The sequence below is a fragment of the Streptomyces sp. NBC_00669 genome, assembly GCF_036226785.1.
GTDB lineage: Bacteria > Actinomycetota > Actinomycetes > Streptomycetales > Streptomycetaceae > Actinacidiphila.
This window is the reverse complement of record NZ_CP109018.1, coordinates 3,564,560-3,579,458: the sequence shown is the minus strand read 5'-3', so window position 1 is coordinate 3,579,458 and position 14,899 is coordinate 3,564,560. Positions and strand designations below refer to the sequence as shown.

The window sequence follows — 14,899 nt, the reverse complement described above, 5'->3', positions numbered from 1 at the left end:
CACAAGCCCAGGGGCGCGGGGAACGGCGCGACGAGCCACCCACCGGGAGGTGGTCCCGGAACCGGGGGTCCGGGGGCACCCGGTGGGTCCGGTCAACCGTTGTCACGGATAACCACGGTGTGGACCATTTTGTCCGCCCAGGTCTGGTGCTTCTCGTCCCAGAGGGGCCAGAGGAAGCCGAGGCAGCAGGGCAGCGAGTCGAGTGCGTGGAGGATGCGGCGGCCGAAAGCGCGCCAGAACCCGAGCGCGGAGCCGTCCGCCTCGCGCAGGAGCCGGATGCCGACGATGCGCTTGCCGGGGGTCTGCCCGGTGCGGCCCTCGCGGTAGGCGAGGAAGAGGAGCGCGGCGAGCGACAGCAGCGCGCCGACGAGCATGAGCATGGCCGAACTGGTGGGCACGCTCGGGGTGGTGCACTGCGACCGCGGGATGTCGTGGTCGTCGCAGGTGTTCCACGCGTCGACCAGCTTGCTCGCGAACCGGCCGTAGCCGGCGAAGAACAGGCCGCTCGGTATGAGGTTGAACATCAGCCCGTCCAGCAGCATGGCGCCGAGGCGGGCGCCCCAACTGGCCGGCGGCGGCATGCCGGGCGGGAGGTTGCTCGGGGCCGGGTAACCGTACGGACCTGCCTGGTAGCCGGGACCGGCACCGTAGGGCTGGCCGCCCTGGGGGTACGGACCCGGTCCGTACGAGGGTTGGCCGGCCGACGGCGGTTGCCCGAAGGGCTGCGGAGGCGGGTCACCGTACGGGTTGGCAGGACCGGGGGGCTGGCTCACGAGCGGATTCCTTGGCAGCAGGGGACGGGCGTGCGCGCACATCGTCGGGCCCGGGCGGGGGAGCGCGCAAGGGGCAGGCTTGCCCGGTTTGGCCGGACCGGTCTCGTTCCGCGCCGCGCCCGCAGGCCCTGCGGAGCCCGCCCGGTGTCCGGTTCGCGGGCGGATTGGTCGCCCGCCGGGCAGATCCGCGAGTATGGAGCCATGACCGCCCAGATTCTCGATGGCAAGGCCACGGCCGCCGCGATCAAGTCCGAGTTGACCGTCCGCGTCCAGGCGCTCAAGGACCGCGGTGTCCAGCCCGGTCTCGGCACCCTGCTGGTCGGTGACGACCCGGGCAGCAAGTGGTACGTCGCGGGCAAGCACCGCGACTGCGCGCAGGTGGGCATCGGCTCCATCCAGCGCGAACTGCCGGACACCGCCACGCAGGAGGAGATCGAGGCGGTCGTCCGCGAGCTCAACGCCGACCCCGAGTGCACCGGCTACATCGTGCAGCTGCCGCTGCCCAAGGGCATCGACACCAACCGGGTGCTGGAGCTGATGGACCCGGAGAAGGACGCGGACGGGCTGCATCCGATGAGCCTGGGCCGCCTGGTGCTCGGCGTTCCCGGGCCGCTGCCCTGCACGCCCAACGGCATCGTGGAGCTGCTGCGGCGGCACGACGTCGAGATCAACGGTGCGCATGTGGTCGTGGTCGGCCGTGGCATCACCGTCGGGCGGTCGATCGGGCTGCTGCTCACCCGCAAGTCCGAGAACGCCACGGTGACGCTCTGCCACACCGGGACCCGGGACCTGTCGGCGCAGTTGCGGCAGGCCGACATCATCGTGGCCGCGGCGGGCGTGCCGCACATCGTCAAGCCGCAGGACGTCAAGCCGGGCGCGGCCGTGCTCGACGTCGGCGTCAGCCGTGACGAGAACGGCAAGATCGTCGGCGACGTCCACCCGGGTGCCGCCGAGGTCGCCGCGTGGCTCTCGCCGAACCCGGGCGGGGTCGGGCCGATGACCCGCGCGCTCCTGCTCCAGAACGTCGTGGAAGCGGCCGAGCGCACGGCGGCGGGCCATGTCGGCTGAGGCGGCGGGCCTTCCCGCGGAGGTGCCCGACGGCACCGCGCGTTCCGTGCCGCGCGAGCCCGGCGGGCGGCCCGAGGCCACGCGTGGCATCGCCCGGCCCGAGGGTGGGGGCCGTGCGGCCGGCAGCGACGCGCCCGCGCCCGCCCGGCAGTGGCCGATCATCGTGGTCATCGCCGGGGCGATCATCGGGCTCATCGTCACCGCGGCCGGGGCGTTTCGGGCCGGCACGGTCCTGATCGGGGCGTCGCTGCTTCTGGGTGCCGTGTTGCGCTGGGCGCTCACCGCTGTCGGGATGCTCGCGATCCGCAGCAGGTTCACTGACGTGATCACCTACGGGATTCTCGGTGCGGCGATCGTTCTGCTCGGGCTCATGGCCCAGCCGGACCCCCTGATCCGGATTCCGTTCCTGGAGGACGTCATTCACTTCTCTGTGCGCTGAGCTTGGCCCTGTCCCCCCGAAGTGGGTGGTCCTGTCGGTTCCGGGACCACCCCCCGGTGGGTGGCTTGTCGCGCCGTTCCCCGCGCCCCTGGGTGACTTGCGGGTCTTCCGGGGAACGAACCTCGCTCCTTTCGGGTGCCCCCTACCGCGTTCTTGAGCTTGTTCTGTTGGCGGGCTTGACACCCGCAGGGTCTGCCCCTTGCGGGGGTCGCCGGATCTTCCCCCGGTTGATGGCTGGTCGCGCCGTTCCCCGCGCCCCTTGTTTGTGGCGCGCCACCGCTGCACAGCGCGCCTCAGTTGGTGCGGCTCCTTTCGCGGAAGAACCCGCAGCTTCCCAGGGGCGCGGGGAACTGCGCGACCGGCCACAACGCACCGCAAGGTGAAGGCACGACCGCAAGGGGCACGGTCCCAGGGGCGCGGGGGACTGCGCGGTCAGCGGGTTGCCGGACGGCGGGCGGGGGCAGGCTGACAGCGCGGGGTGGCGGAGCCGGGGGAGGGGCGCCCTTGGGGCGCTCGCTTAGCACGGTGGGGGCTGAAACGGTGGGGGTCGGGGGAAAGTCGTCCGGTTGAGGGAACGTCGTCCTAGCGTGGCCGGGAAACGGGGTCGGGTGAGGGCGAGGGGTTGCCGTGGGGCAGTGGGAGCCGTTGGCGCACCGTATTCCGATGGACGTGCGGCGGCTTGCCACGCAGCTTCGCCGGATGAAGGACCGCAGCGGCCTGACGGTGCCCGCGTTGGCCGCGCGGACCGCGCAACCCGTGGAGACGTGGGAACGGGTCCTGGCCGGACGGCAGTTGCCGCCGCTGGACGCGGTGGAGGTGCTGGCCCAGGCGAGCGGAGCGGACTACGCCCGGGTCGGCGAGCTGTGGCGGCTGGCGGAGAAGGCGAGCACCGGTACGGGTGACCGGGGCAGGGGCAAGGCGGTGCCGCACCCCGACCCGCTGGACCCGCTCGGCGCGGAGGAGGGGCTGCCGGGGCGCCGCCGGCAGTTCCTGCTGCTGGCCACGGTCGCCCTGCTCGCGGTGGGCGCGCTGACCGCGGTCCTGCTGACGGCGGGACCGAGCACCGGCCGGGCCCCCGCGGGACAGGCGGACCCGTCGCTGACGGCGCCCGCCGCACCCGGCGCCTCCGCACCGGCCCACGGGCACGGGGGCGGCGGCACCCCGCGGTCGCCGGGCCCGGGCGGCACCGCCACCGCGGGAACGGGCGACCAGAACCCCGGGGGCGTGGACCAGCCCCTCACCGGCGGCGGCGAACCGTCGGCGTCCGGCGCGGGCCCGAACGGATCGACGGGCTCGGCCGGAACCTCCGCCACCGGCACCCCGGGCGGCAAGGGCGCCCCCGCCACGACCCCGCCCGCGGCGGGCGCGAACGGCGGCGCGGGCGGCGGCACCGCCACGGGCGGCGGCTCCGCCGACCCGCCCTCCGCCCCGCCCACGAGCGCCGGCCCGACCCCGGACCCCAGCCCGTCCCACTCCCCGTTCTGCCTCGGCCTGATCCTGCTCGGCGTGTGCGTCGGCTGACGATCCGGCTGACGGCGCCGCGCCGTACGACCCGGCCCCGTACGGCGCACGTACCGCCGTCGGTGACCCGGGCCACAGGAGGCAGCGTCATCTCCGCGCGCGGCGCGCGATAGCCTGGCGACTGGCTCTCTTGACGCCGAGAGATCCACGTTCGGGGCCGCTCGGGCCACTGCCGGGGCGACCGAGTACCCGCCAGTACCACCCGCAGCACCACCCGAAGCAGAAGGCCAGGAGAAGGCAATGACTCGCACTCCCGTCAACGTCACCGTCACCGGAGCGGCCGGCCAGATCGGCTACGCCCTCCTCTTCCGTATCGCCTCGGGCCACCTGCTCGGCGCGGACGTGCCGGTGAAGCTCCGGCTGCTGGAGATCCCGCAGGGCCTCAAGGCGGCCGAGGGCACTGCCATGGAGCTGGACGACGCCGCCTTCCCGCTGCTGCACGGCATCGACATCTTCGACGACCCGAACGCCGCGTTCGACGGCGCCAACGTGGCCCTGCTGGTCGGTGCCCGCCCCCGCACCAAGGGCATGGAGCGCGGCGACCTGCTGGAGGCCAACGGCGGCATCTTCAAGCCGCAGGGCAAGGCCATCAACGACCACGCGGCCGACGACATCAAGGTCCTGGTCGTCGGCAACCCGGCGAACACCAACGCGCTGATCGCGAAGTCCGCGGCCCCCGACGTACCCGCCGACCGCTTCACCGCGATGACCCGGCTGGACCACAACCGCGCGCTCGGCCAGCTCGCGAAGAAGACCGGTGCGGCCGTCGCGGACATCAAGCGCGTCACCATCTGGGGCAACCACTCCGCGACCCAGTACCCGGACGTCTTCCACGCGGAGATCGCGGGCAAGAACGCCGCCGAGGTGATCAACGACGAGCAGTGGCTCGCCGACACCTTCATCCCGACCGTCGCCAAGCGCGGCGCGGCCATCATCGAGGCCCGCGGCGCCTCCTCCGCCGCCTCGGCCGCCTCCGCCGCCCTGGACCACGTGCACACCTGGGTGAACGGCACCGCCGACGGCGACTGGACCTCCATGGGCATCGTCTCCGACGGTTCCTACGGCGTCCCGGCCGGCCTGATCTCCTCCTTCCCGGTGACCACCAAGAACGGCTCGTACGAGATCGTCCAGGGCCTGGACATCAACGCCTTCTCCCGGCCGCGCATCGACGCGTCGGTGCAGGAGCTGGCGGAGGAGCGCGACGCGGTCCGCGGTCTCGGCCTGATCTGATCCACCGGGGGCCGCCGGACCGGCACGCCTCCGGTCCTGGCGCCCGGCACGCCGGTTCCGTATGGCCCCGCCACTCATCCGTTGAGGGGCGGGGCCGTACGCGTCCGCACCCCCGTGGCGCTGTCGGGTTGGTCACAATGCCTGGGCGATACAGGCGAATCGCCCCCAAATGACCACCCCGAATGTGGAGACGGGGTGAAGGAACGCTGTGAAGTCGTGAGCGGACTGCAACCCGGCGCGGGTTTGGTGGGTCTCTGTTGGCGTTCCTGCCAGGTGTGTTCCGTTCGAGGTTGCGGGGAAACGCGTATGACCAGGTCCTCCAGTGGTTCGCGGAGGCACGCCCCGGGGCGCCCGGGGAGCGGCGCCGTGCCGGGGGCCGGCGGGGCGCCAGAGGACGGCACGCCGCCCGGGGCGGGTGCGCCGGGGCCGGCCGGCGGCGGGCGTGCCGCGGCTCGCAGGAGCCAGCGGAGGCGGGGCAAGCGGGGCGGCCGGCGGGCCCTGAAGATCGTCGGCCTGACCATGGGGTTCGTGCTGCTGCTCGGCTGCGGCGCCGCCGCCTACGCGTATTTCAAGCTGTCCGGCAACATCAAGTCCGACGACCTGTCCGCCAACGGCAAGAACGGCGCCGGCACGGAGAAGCCGGACGCGTTCGGCCGCACCCCGATCAACCTGCTGGTGATCGGGTCGGACCAGCGCACCGACGCGGGCGACAAGAAGCTCGGCGGCGCCGCCGACTCCAGCGGCGCCCGTGCCGACGTGGAGATGGTGGTGCACATATCCGCCGACCGTTCCAACGCGACCGTGATGAGCGTCCCCCGCGACCTGGTCGCCAGCTGGAGCGGCTGCCACGACAAGGGCCACCCCAGCATGGGCCCGCAGACCGACCAGAAGATCAACGCGGCGCTCAACGGCGGCCCGGGATGCAGCGTGGACGCCGTGCACCAGCTCACCGGGATACCCATCGACCACTTTATGATGGTCGACTTCAAGGGGGTGGTGAAGATGTCCAACGCGGTCGGCGGGGTGCCCGTCTGCGTCGACAACAACGTCTACGACCCCTACAGCCACCTGAAGTTGAAGAAGGGCAACCACGTGCTCAAGGGCGACGCGGCCCTGGAGTTCCTGCGTACCCGGCACGGCTTCGGCGACTCCAGTGACAGCCGCGGCCGCACCGTCGCACAGCACATCTACCTCAACTCGCTGGTCGGCACCCTCAAGAGCCACGGCACGCTGAGCAGTCCGACCAAGCTGTGGAAGCTCGCCAACGCCGCCACCTCCGCACTGACCGTGGACAACGCGCTCGACACGCCGACCAAGTTGATCGGCCTCGCGAACGACCTCAACAAGGTCCCGCAGAACCGGATCACCTACGCCACCCTGCAGACCTACGACACCAAGGTGAACGGCGTCGACGAGACGCTGATCAGCAAGCCGAGCGCGCCCGCGCTGTTCCGTACCATCATCGACGACCAGTCGCTCACCACGGGCAGCGGCGCGAAGACGAAGGCGGCGGCCACGCCGACGGTGGCGCCCGGCACCATCGCCGTGCAGGTGCAGAACGGCTCGCGGGCCATCGGCCGGGCCGGCGCGATCGCGCAGGAGCTGATCGGCAAGGGCTTCAGCCCGCAGACCAGCTCGGGTGACGGCCCGGACACCACGACCACGTCGCTCAGCTACCCGGCCGGCGAGCAGGCGCAGGCCCAGACCGTCGCCAAGGCGCTCGGGCTGCCGTCGAAGGCGGTCAAGCAGGGCACCGGCAACGGGATCGTGCTGCTGCTCGGCACCGACTGGACCACCGGCACGGTGTACCCGGGCGGCAAGTCCGCCTCGACGCCCTCCGACAGCAAGGCAGCGCTCGAGGGCGCCAACTCCAAGCTCAGCAAGTGCGCGCAGGTCAGTACCTTCGACGATGTCATCGGCCTGAACGCGGCCGGGCAGCCCACCTCCTCCGACCACACCTACGGCAGCACCTCGCCGACCCACGCCTACGCACTGAGCCCGAACATCAAGGACTCGGCGCCGTAAGGGCGTCGGGGCGCCGGTGGCTGGTCCAGGTCAGCCGCAGAACTCCGCGAGCACCTCGCACAGCAGGTCCAGCGCCCCGCCGAACGCGTGCTCGGGCGGGGTGGCGTAGCCGATCACCAGCGCGGGTCGGGCGGCGGTACGGGCACCCAGCAGGTCCAACCCGCCCAGCGCGAGACCGCGTTGCCGGGCCCGCTCGGTCAGCTGCTCCAACGGGCCCGCCGTCGGCGGGAGTTCGACGACCGCGTGCAGCCCGGCGGCGATGCCGGAGACCCGGACCGACGGCACCCGCTCGCCGAGCGCGGCCACCAGCCGGTCCCGGCGGGCCCGGTAGCGCAGCCGCATCCGCCGCACGTGCCGGTCGTGCGCGCCGGACCCGATGAACTCCGCGAGCGTCAACTGGTCGAGCACCGGCGAGTGGTGGTCGGCCATCCGCTTCTCCCGGACCACCGCGTCCATGAGGTGCGGCGGCACCGTGATCCACGCCAGCCGCAGCCCGGGCGCCAGGCTCTTGCTCGCGGTGCCTGCGTACACCACGTGTTCGGGCGCCAGGCTCTGCAGGGCGCCGACGGGCTGGCGGTCGTAGCGGAACTCGCCGTCGTAGTCGTCCTCGAAGACCAGGCCGCCGGTGGCACGAGCCCAGTCGACGACCGCGGTGCGGCGCGCGGGCGACAGCGGGACGCCGGTGGGGAACTGGTGCGCGGGCGTGAGCAGCACCGCGTCCACGGTGCCGTCGAGGCGTTCCACCCGGGCGCCGTCGCCGTCCAGCGGCAGCGGTACGGTCTCCAGCCCGGCGGCCCGCAGCAGCGTGCGGGTGTCGGGGAAGCCCAGCTCCTCCACCGCGATACGGCGCCCGCCGCGGGCGCGCAGCACCCGGGCGAGCAGGCCGACCGCCTGGACGAAGCCGGTGCAGACCATCAGCAGTTCGGGGTCGGCCCGCACGCCCCGCACCCGGGCCAGATACGCCGCGAGCGCCTCCCGCAGCTCGGGCCGCCCGCGCGGGTCGGAGTACCCGAACGCCTCGCTCGGCGCCGCGGTCAGCGCCCGGCGTGCGGCGGCGCCCCAGGCGGCCCGGGGGAAGGCGGAGACGTCCGGCGAGCCGGGCCACAGCGAGTACGGCAGCCGTACCGCGTCCGGCACCATCCCCGGCGGCCCCTCGGCGGCGCGCGCCCGGGCGGCCCCGGCCCGTACCGGCGGCGTGGCCTGGCGCGCCGCGACCGCCGTGCCCGACCCCTGCCGCGCGGTCAGCCAGCCCTCCGCGACGAGCTGCCCGTACGCGTCCGCCACCGTGTTCCGCGCCAGGCCCAGATCGCGGGCGAGCGCCCGGCTCGACGGCAGCCGCGTGCCCGGCGCGAGCCGCCCGTCCCGCACCGCCTCGCGCAGCGCCGCCTCCAGCCCCGCCCGCGCCCCCGCCCCCTGATCGCGCTGGGCGGCGAGGTCGAGCAGCAGGTCGTATCCGCCCGCGCGGCCAGGCGCGGCGCGGCGCCCCTGCTCCCCGGAAGTGGCCCGTGCAGTCATACGGCAAGTGGACCACGGGACGGAGCCACTTCGCGGCTACGTTGGCGGTATGAGCACTTCCGAGCAGACCTCTTCCGCCCCGGCCCCCGGCGCCGCCGGTGACGCCACCGTGGCCCCGCCGCCGCGCCGGATCGACCTCAACGACAAGGCGCCGGACTTCTACCAGGCGATGTTCGCGCTGGACAAGGCCGCGTCCGCCGGGCTCGACCCGGTCGTGCGCGAGCTGGTGCGGGTGCGCGTCTCGCAGCTCAACGGCTGCGCGTACTGCGTCGACAAGCACAGCGCCGACGCCCGCGGGCTGGGCGTCACCGAGCAGAAGCTCACCGGGCTGACGGTGTGGCGCGAGACCCCGTTCTTCACCGCGCGCGAGCGCGCCGCCCTCGCGCTGGCCGAGGCCGTCACCGAACTGGGCGCCCACGGTGTCCCCGACCCCGCCTACGACGGTGCCGCCGCGCTCTTCGACGAGGACGAGCTGCCCCGGCTGATCGCCCTGTGCGTGACGATGAACGCCTGGAACCGGATCGGCGTGACCTGCCGGCTCAGCCCCGTGACCCGAGCCTGACGCCCTGCGGCTCGGCGTCGGCGGCCTCCGCCGGCGCCCCGCCCTCCCCGTAGCGGGCCAGCGCGAGCCCGCCGGCCACCGCCAGCACGAACCCCGTGACGGCCGCCGGGGCCCAGCCGGCCCGGGTCCTGTCGTGCAGCGCGAGCACCCCGACCAGTGCGGGGCCGACCGTCTCGCCCAGCACCATCCCCGCGGTGGCCGCGGTGACCGAGCCCTGGTGCAGCGCCGAGGTCAGCAGCAGGAAGGCGGCGCCGCCGCCGACCAGCAGGGCGTACGACGCCGGGTTCGTGACCAGCGCCCGCGCCGTGACCGGGTCGAGCAGCCGCACCGCGACCTCCACCACGCCGAAGCCGAAGCCCGCGCCCAGGCCGAGCAGCGCGGCCCGGAACCGCTGCGGCAGCCTCCCGGCGGGTAGCGCGCCCAGCGCCAGTACCGCGAGTGCGGTCGCCAGGATCGCCCAGCGCAGGGTGCTGCCGCCGTGGCCCGAGCCCTCGCCGCCCGAGGCCAGCGCGAGCAGGGCCAGCCCGCCGCAGACCGTGGCCACCCCGGCCCACTCGCCGCGGGCGAGCCGCGTGCCGAGCAGCGGGCTCGCCAGGACCGCGGTCACCGCGAGGCTCGCGGCCAGCGCGGCGCCCACCGTGTACACCGGCAGGCCGCGCAGGGCGATGACTTCCAGTACGAAGCCGGCGCAGTCCAGGGCGAGGCCGGCGATGTACGGGGTCTGGCGGGCAGCGGCCACGAGCAGCCCCGCGGCGCCGCGGCCCTCTCCCGCGACCCGTGCGGCCATCGCTTGCAGTGCTGTTGCCGCGCCGAAACACACCGCGGCGCCGAGCGCCGCGACCAGTCCGATCCCCATTCGCCGATGTTACGGCGCCCCCGACCCCCCGGGTGCCCCGGTCCCGCCCGTCTCGGGACCATCCCCCGGTGGGTGGCTTGTCGCGCCGTTCCCCGCGCCCCTGGGCAACTTGCGGGTCTTCCGCGGAACGAACCTCGCTCCTTTCGGGTGCCCCCGTACTGCCTCCTCGGCCGGGTTCTGTTGGCGCGTTGAGCGTCCGCAGAGCTTGCCCCTTGCGGGGGTCTCCGGATCTTCCCCCGGTGAGGGGCTGGTCGCGCAGTTCCCCGCGCCCCTTGTTTGTGGCGCGCCTCCGCTGCACAGCGCGCCTCACTTGGTGCGGCTTTTTTCGCGGAGGGAGCCGCACATACCCAGGGGCGCGGGGAACTGCGCGGCCAGCCACAACGCACCGGCACTGTGAACGTGGCGGGCAAGCACCCCGAAGGGTCGCGGGGAACGGCGCGGGGACCCACCAGCGGTCCGGGGTGCCCGGGGGGGCTCGTTACCGTGGGGCGGTGACGCGGCGGCCGTGTTGGTGGGGGAGCGGGGGGAGGTCTTCCGCGCCGAAGGGATAGACGCGGAGCTGCCGCCAGACGTCGTCGGGGCCCTGTTCGTAGAGGGCGAAGCCGGACGCGGTCCACTCGGCGGCGAACCCCGCCAGCTCGGCCTGCGCCCGATCCATCGCATCCTCGGCGATGCCGTGCGCGATGGTGACGTGCGGGTGGTAGGGGAACTGGAGCTCGCGGGCCACCGGCCCGGACCGCACCTGCTCCTGGAGCTCACCGCACGCGGCATCCCCCTCGGCGATCCGCACGTAGACCACCGGGGAGACCGGCCGGAAGGTCGCGGTGCCGTCGAGCCGCATCACGAACGGCCGCCCGTACGAGGCGACCCGGGAGAGGTGCCGGCCGAAGCCGGGCAACTCCTCGCGGGCCACCTCCGTCGGCGGGAGGAGCGTCACATGCGTGGGGATCGCGAAGGCCGCGGGGTCACCGAACCCGGCCCGCCGCTCCTGCAACAGCCGTCCGTACGGCTCCGGGACCGCGATGGACACGCCGATGGTGGTGGTACCCACTGCGTTCACCTCTTTCCCGGGTCGCCTCACGGTCGTGCTCGTTCGTCCTGCTCAGTGTCGCGCGCATGCCGAGGAACCGGACAGCGACGTGCGTCACAACCCGATCCACCCGGCCGTACGGCCGGTACTTCAGTGCTTCGCCGGCAGGAAGCCGATCCGGTCGTACGCCAGCGCCAGCGTCTCGGCGGCGACGGCCCGTGCCTTCTCGGCTCCCTTGGCCAGAACGGAGTCCAGCGTCTCGGGGTCTCCCAGATACTCCTGCGTGCGCTCGCGGAACGGTGTGACCCACGCCACGAAGATCTCCGCGAGGTCGGTCTTGAGCGCACCGTAGCCCTTGCCCGCGTATCGCTCCTCGAGTTCGGCGATTCCGGTGCCAGTGAGGGCGGAGTGAATCCTGAGCAGGTTGCTGATGCCCGGCTTTTCCGTTTCGTCGTACCGGATGACCGTGTCGGTGTCCGTGACCGCGCTGCGGAACTTCTTCGCCGACACCTTCGGCTCGTCGAGCAGGTTGACCAGACCCTTGGCGGAGGCCGCGGACTTGCTCATCTTCGCGGTCGGGTCCTGGAGGTCGTAGATCTTCGCGACCTCGCGCACGATGTGGGCCGCGGGCAGGTTGAAGGTCTGGCCGAACCGCCCGTTGAACCGCTCCGCGAGGTCCCGGGTCAGCTCGATGTGCTGCCGCTGGTCCTCGCCGACCGGCACCGCGTCGGCCTGGTAGAGCAGGATGTCGGCGACCTGGAGGATCGGGTACGTGAACAGGCCCACGGTGGTGCTGTCGGCGCCCTGCCGGGCCGACTTGTCCTTGAACTGCGTCATCCGGGACGCCTCGCCGAAGCCGGTGATGCAGTTCATCAGCCAGCCGAGCTGCGCGTGCTCGGGCACGTGGCTCTGCACGAAGAGCGTGCAGCGCTCCGGGTCCAGGCCCGCGGCCAGCAGCTGCGCGGCCGCCAGCCGGGTGTTGGCGCGCAGCGTCGCCGGGTCCTGCGGCACGGTGATCGCGTGCAGGTCCACCACCATGTAGAAGGCGTCGTGGGTGTCCTGCATCGCGACGTACTGCCGGATCGCACCCAGGTAGTTGCCCAGGTGGAACGAGCTGGCAGTGGGCTGGATGCCGGACAGGGCACGAGGTCGCAGGTTGGCCATACCTCCATTCTCTCAGGCCGCGGGCCCGCGCCCACACCCCCGGGCGATGCCGTCGATCCTTCGACGCACGGGCGGGTCCGCGGGAGGTTTCACCGGGACGGCGGTGAGCGACGATAGAAACGAGGGCACCACCCCCGCCCCGCTCCAGGCCCGGCCTGGCTCCTGACGCATGACGAACGGAGTACGCACGTGACGAACGACGAACCCGGCACCTCGGCTTCCGGCAGCGCCCCGGCTCCCGACAGCACCACGACCGACCGTGAGATCGCGGTCGTCGAGGAGTACAGCGCGCACAACTACCACCCGCTGCCCGTCGTCGTCGCCTCCGCCGAGGGCGCGTGGGTGACCGACATCGACGGCCGCCGGTACGTCGACATGCTCGCCGGGTACTCGGCGCTCAACTTCGGCCACGGCAACCCGCGGCTGATCGCCGCGGCGAAGGCGCAGCTGGACCGGGTGACGCTCACCTCGCGGGCCTTCCACCACGACCGGTTCGGCGAGTTCTGCCGGGGGCTCGCCGAGCTGTGCGGCAAGGACATGGTGCTGCCGATGAACACCGGGGCGGAGGCGGTGGAGACCGCGGTGAAGACCGCCCGCAAATGGGGATACCAGGTCAAGGGCGTGCCGGACGGCCGGGCGAAGATCGTCGTCGCCGAGGGGAACTTCCACGGCCGCACCACCACGATCGTCAGTTTCTCCACCGATCCCGAGGCCCGCGCGGACTTCGGCCCGTACACGCCGGGCTTCACGATCGTCCCGTACGGCGACCTCGCCGCGATGGAGGCCGCGGTCGACGACGACACCGTGGCGGTGCTGATCGAGCCGATCCAGGGCGAGGCCGGCGTTCTCGTGCCGCCGCCCGGGTACCTCGCCGGGGTGCGGCGGCTCACCCGCGAGCGCGGGGTGCTCTTCGTCGCCGACGAGATCCAGTCCGGCCTCGGCCGCACCGGCCGCACGTTCGCCTGCGAGCACGAGGACGTGGTTCCCGACGTCTACGTCCTCGGCAAGGCGCTGGGCGGCGGGGTCGTCCCGGTCTCCGCGGTGGTCGCCTCCCGGGACGTGCTCGGGGTCTTCCACCCGGGCGAGCACGGCTCCACGTTCGGCGGGAACCCGCTGGCGTGCGCGGTGGGCATCGAGGTCGTCGACATGCTGCGGACCGGGGAGTACCAGCAGCGGGCCGCGGAACTCGGTGACCACCTGCATCGCGAGCTCGCGGCGATCGCCTCCGGCGGGGCGGTCACGGCGGTGCGCGGGCGCGGGCTGTGGGCCGGGATCGACGTCGATCCCTCCCTCGGGAGCGGGCGCGCGCTCACTGAGCGGTTGCTTCGGCGGGGGGTGCTCGCCAAGGACACCCACGGGTCCACGATTCGGCTCGCGCCCCCGCTGACCATCTCCAAGGAGGATCTCGACTGGTCTTTGGGGCGGCTTCGCGATGCCTTGACCTGACCCCCCGCAGCGGGTAGTCCCGCCCGTCCCGGGACCATCTCCCGGTGGGTGGCTTGTCGCGCCGTTCCCCGCGCCCCTGGGTAACTTGCGGGTCTTCCGCGGAACGAACCTCGCTCCTTTCGGGTGCCCCCTACCGCGTTCTTGAGCTCGTTCTGTTGGCGGGCTTGACACCCGCAGGGCCTGCCCCTTGCAGGGGTCGCCGGATCTTCCCCCGGTGAGGGGCTGGTCGCGCAGTTCCCCGCGCCCCTTGTTTGTGGCGCGCCCCCGCTGCACAGCGCGCCTCACTTGGTGCGGCTCTTTTCGCGGAGGGAGCCGCACATACCCAGGGGCGCGGGGAACGGCGCGACAAGCCACAGCGCGCCGGCACTGTGAACGCGGTGGGCAACCACCCCGAAGGGGCGCGTGGGGGTACCTCCCAGGCGAAGCTCTGGGGGAGAACGGCGCGAGAAGCCACCCACCGGGGGGGTGGTCCCGGGACGGCGGGGGCGGGGACCCCGGGGGGTCCTGTTACCGCGGAGTCGTGATGCGGCGGAAGAGGGGGCGGGGGAGGTGGCGGAGGGCGGACATGACGGGGCGGAGCCGGCCCGGCACCCAGATCACCTCGGCCCGGCGCCGCAAGCCGGACTCGATCGCGGCGGCAACCACCTCGGGTGTCGTGGCGAGCGGCGCGGCGGGCAGATGCGCCGTCATCCGAGTCCGCACGAATCCGGGCCGTACCGCCATGACATGGACCCCGCAGGGGTGCAGCGCGTCGCCGAGCCCCTGGGTGAACGCGTCGAGCCCGGCCTTGCTGCTGCCGTAGATGAAGTTCTCCCGCCGGGCGCGCTCCCCGGCGACGGAGGAGAGGACGACGAGGGAGCCGTGCCCCTGGCGCTGGAGCGCCGCCCCGCAGATCAGGGACGCGGAGACCGCCCCGGTGTAGTTGGTCGCGGCCACCCGTACGGCCGACAGCGGCTCCTGCTCGTCGCGCGCCTGGTCCCCGAGCACGCCGAAGGCGACCAGCACCATGTCGATGTCGCCCTCGGCGAAGACCTTGCCGAGGACCTCCTCGTGCGAGCCCGGGTCGAGCGCGTCGAAGCCGGTGACGTGCACGTCGGCGCCGAGCGCGGACAGCTCGGCCGCGGCGGCGTCCAGCGCGGGGGAGGGCCGCCCGGCCAGGTGCACCCGCCGGGTCCTGCGGGCGATCAGCCGCCGCGCGGTGGCCAGCCCGATCTCGGAGCCGCCGCCGAGCACCAGCAGGGACTGGGGAGCCCCGAACGCGTCCTTCATG

The 14,899-nt window shown here is 73.3% G+C and carries 12 protein-coding genes and 1 pseudogene; 7 read left to right on the top strand and 6 right to left on the bottom strand.

Annotation, left to right across the window (positions count from 1 at the left end):
* Nucleotides 1-92 precede the first annotated feature (92 nt).
* Nucleotides 93-773 carry an RDD family protein gene (locus OG896_RS14520; protein ID WP_329365636.1) on the bottom strand — a complete coding sequence of 227 codons (681 nt, stop codon included), beginning with the start codon at nucleotides 771-773 and terminating at the stop codon, nucleotides 93-95.
* 201 nt (nucleotides 774-974) lie between these two features.
* Between OG896_RS14520 and OG896_RS14515 the strand changes: the two are divergent.
* From OG896_RS14515 to OG896_RS14495, 5 genes and pseudogenes are all read left to right on the top strand, one after another.
* Nucleotides 975-1,851, top strand: a pseudogene (locus tag OG896_RS14515) (bifunctional methylenetetrahydrofolate dehydrogenase/methenyltetrahydrofolate cyclohydrolase); the annotation flags it as partial.
* A 12-nt stretch (nucleotides 1,852-1,863) separates the two neighbouring features.
* Entirely contained in the window at nucleotides 1,864-2,280 is a 417-nt protein-coding gene (locus tag OG896_RS14510) for a DUF3017 domain-containing protein (protein WP_329374014.1), read from the top strand.
* Nucleotides 2,281-2,943: 663 nt separating this feature from the next.
* On the top strand, nucleotides 2,944-3,801 hold the full coding sequence (locus tag OG896_RS14505) for a helix-turn-helix transcriptional regulator (RefSeq protein WP_329365634.1): 858 nt from the start codon (nucleotides 2,944-2,946) through the stop codon (nucleotides 3,799-3,801).
* Nucleotides 3,802-4,041: 240 nt separating this feature from the next.
* Nucleotides 4,042-5,031 (top strand): malate dehydrogenase, encoded by a 990-nt coding sequence (locus OG896_RS14500; protein WP_329365632.1) that lies wholly within the window; start codon nucleotides 4,042-4,044, stop codon nucleotides 5,029-5,031.
* A 519-nt stretch (nucleotides 5,032-5,550) separates the two neighbouring features.
* The gene (locus tag OG896_RS14495) at nucleotides 5,551-7,056 is read left to right on the top strand and encodes an LCP family protein (protein WP_329365630.1); all 1,506 of its coding nucleotides are present in this window, start codon (nucleotides 5,551-5,553) and stop codon (nucleotides 7,054-7,056) included.
* Between the two features lie 30 nt (nucleotides 7,057-7,086).
* Here the strand turns inward: OG896_RS14495 and pdxR are convergent, their stop codons facing one another.
* Nucleotides 7,087-8,571, bottom strand: coding sequence for a MocR-like pyridoxine biosynthesis transcription factor PdxR (pdxR, locus tag OG896_RS14490; RefSeq protein ID WP_329365628.1), 1,485 nt, complete (start codon nucleotides 8,569-8,571; stop codon nucleotides 7,087-7,089).
* A gap of 49 nt (nucleotides 8,572-8,620) precedes the next feature.
* On the opposite strand from pdxR, the gene OG896_RS14485 reads away from it, so the two are divergent.
* Complete coding sequence (locus OG896_RS14485; protein ID WP_329365625.1) at nucleotides 8,621-9,133, top strand: carboxymuconolactone decarboxylase family protein; 513 nt, start codon at nucleotides 8,621-8,623, stop codon at nucleotides 9,131-9,133.
* Here the strand turns inward: OG896_RS14485 and OG896_RS14480 are convergent.
* From OG896_RS14480 to trpS, 3 genes are all read right to left on the bottom strand, one after another.
* Nucleotides 9,111-9,989 (bottom strand): hypothetical protein, encoded by an 879-nt coding sequence (locus OG896_RS14480; RefSeq protein WP_329365624.1) that lies wholly within the window; start codon nucleotides 9,987-9,989, stop codon nucleotides 9,111-9,113. The genes OG896_RS14485 and OG896_RS14480 overlap by 23 nt on opposite strands.
* A 478-nt stretch (nucleotides 9,990-10,467) precedes the next feature.
* Complete coding sequence (locus OG896_RS14475) at nucleotides 10,468-11,040, bottom strand: 2'-5' RNA ligase family protein (RefSeq protein ID WP_329365621.1); 573 nt, start codon at nucleotides 11,038-11,040, stop codon at nucleotides 10,468-10,470.
* 129 nt (nucleotides 11,041-11,169) lie between these two features.
* Entirely contained in the window at nucleotides 11,170-12,183 is a 1,014-nt protein-coding gene (gene trpS / locus OG896_RS14470) for a tryptophan--tRNA ligase (RefSeq protein ID WP_329365619.1), read from the bottom strand.
* Between the two features lie 189 nt (nucleotides 12,184-12,372).
* Here trpS and rocD point away from each other — a divergent pair, with 189 nt between their 5' ends.
* Nucleotides 12,373-13,629, top strand: coding sequence for an ornithine--oxo-acid transaminase (gene rocD, locus OG896_RS14465; protein WP_402447374.1), 1,257 nt, complete (start codon nucleotides 12,373-12,375; stop codon nucleotides 13,627-13,629).
* Between the two features lie 507 nt (nucleotides 13,630-14,136).
* Here the strand turns inward: rocD and OG896_RS14460 are convergent.
* Nucleotides 14,137-14,898 (bottom strand): decaprenylphospho-beta-D-erythro-pentofuranosid-2-ulose 2-reductase, encoded by a 762-nt coding sequence (locus OG896_RS14460; protein ID WP_328468289.1) that lies wholly within the window; start codon nucleotides 14,896-14,898, stop codon nucleotides 14,137-14,139.
* Between the last annotated feature and the right edge of the window lies 1 nt (nucleotide 14,899).

What these genes read in the sequence shown, in the direction of transcription:
- OG896_RS14505 (WP_329365634.1), top strand. Translation starts at nt 2,944, where the DNA reads ATGGACGTGCGGCGGCTTGCCACGCAGCTTCGCCGGATGAAGGACCGC.
- OG896_RS14500 (WP_329365632.1), top strand. Translation starts at nt 4,042, where the DNA reads ATGACTCGCACTCCCGTCAACGTCACCGTCACCGGAGCGGCCGGCCAG.
- OG896_RS14495 (WP_329365630.1), top strand. Translation starts at nt 5,551, where the DNA reads ATGGGGTTCGTGCTGCTGCTCGGCTGCGGCGCCGCCGCCTACGCGTAT.
- pdxR (WP_329365628.1), bottom strand. Translation starts at nt 8,571, where the DNA reads ATGACTGCACGGGCCACTTCCGGGGAGCAGGGGCGCCGCGCCGCGCCT.
- OG896_RS14485 (WP_329365625.1), top strand. Translation starts at nt 8,621, where the DNA reads ATGAGCACTTCCGAGCAGACCTCTTCCGCCCCGGCCCCCGGCGCCGCC.
- OG896_RS14480 (WP_329365624.1), bottom strand. Translation starts at nt 9,989, where the DNA reads ATGGGGATCGGACTGGTCGCGGCGCTCGGCGCCGCGGTGTGTTTCGGC.
- trpS (WP_329365619.1), bottom strand. Translation starts at nt 12,183, where the DNA reads ATGGCCAACCTGCGACCTCGTGCCCTGTCCGGCATCCAGCCCACTGCC.
- OG896_RS14460 (WP_328468289.1), bottom strand. Translation starts at nt 14,898, where the DNA reads ATGAAGGACGCGTTCGGGGCTCCCCAGTCCCTGCTGGTGCTCGGCGGC.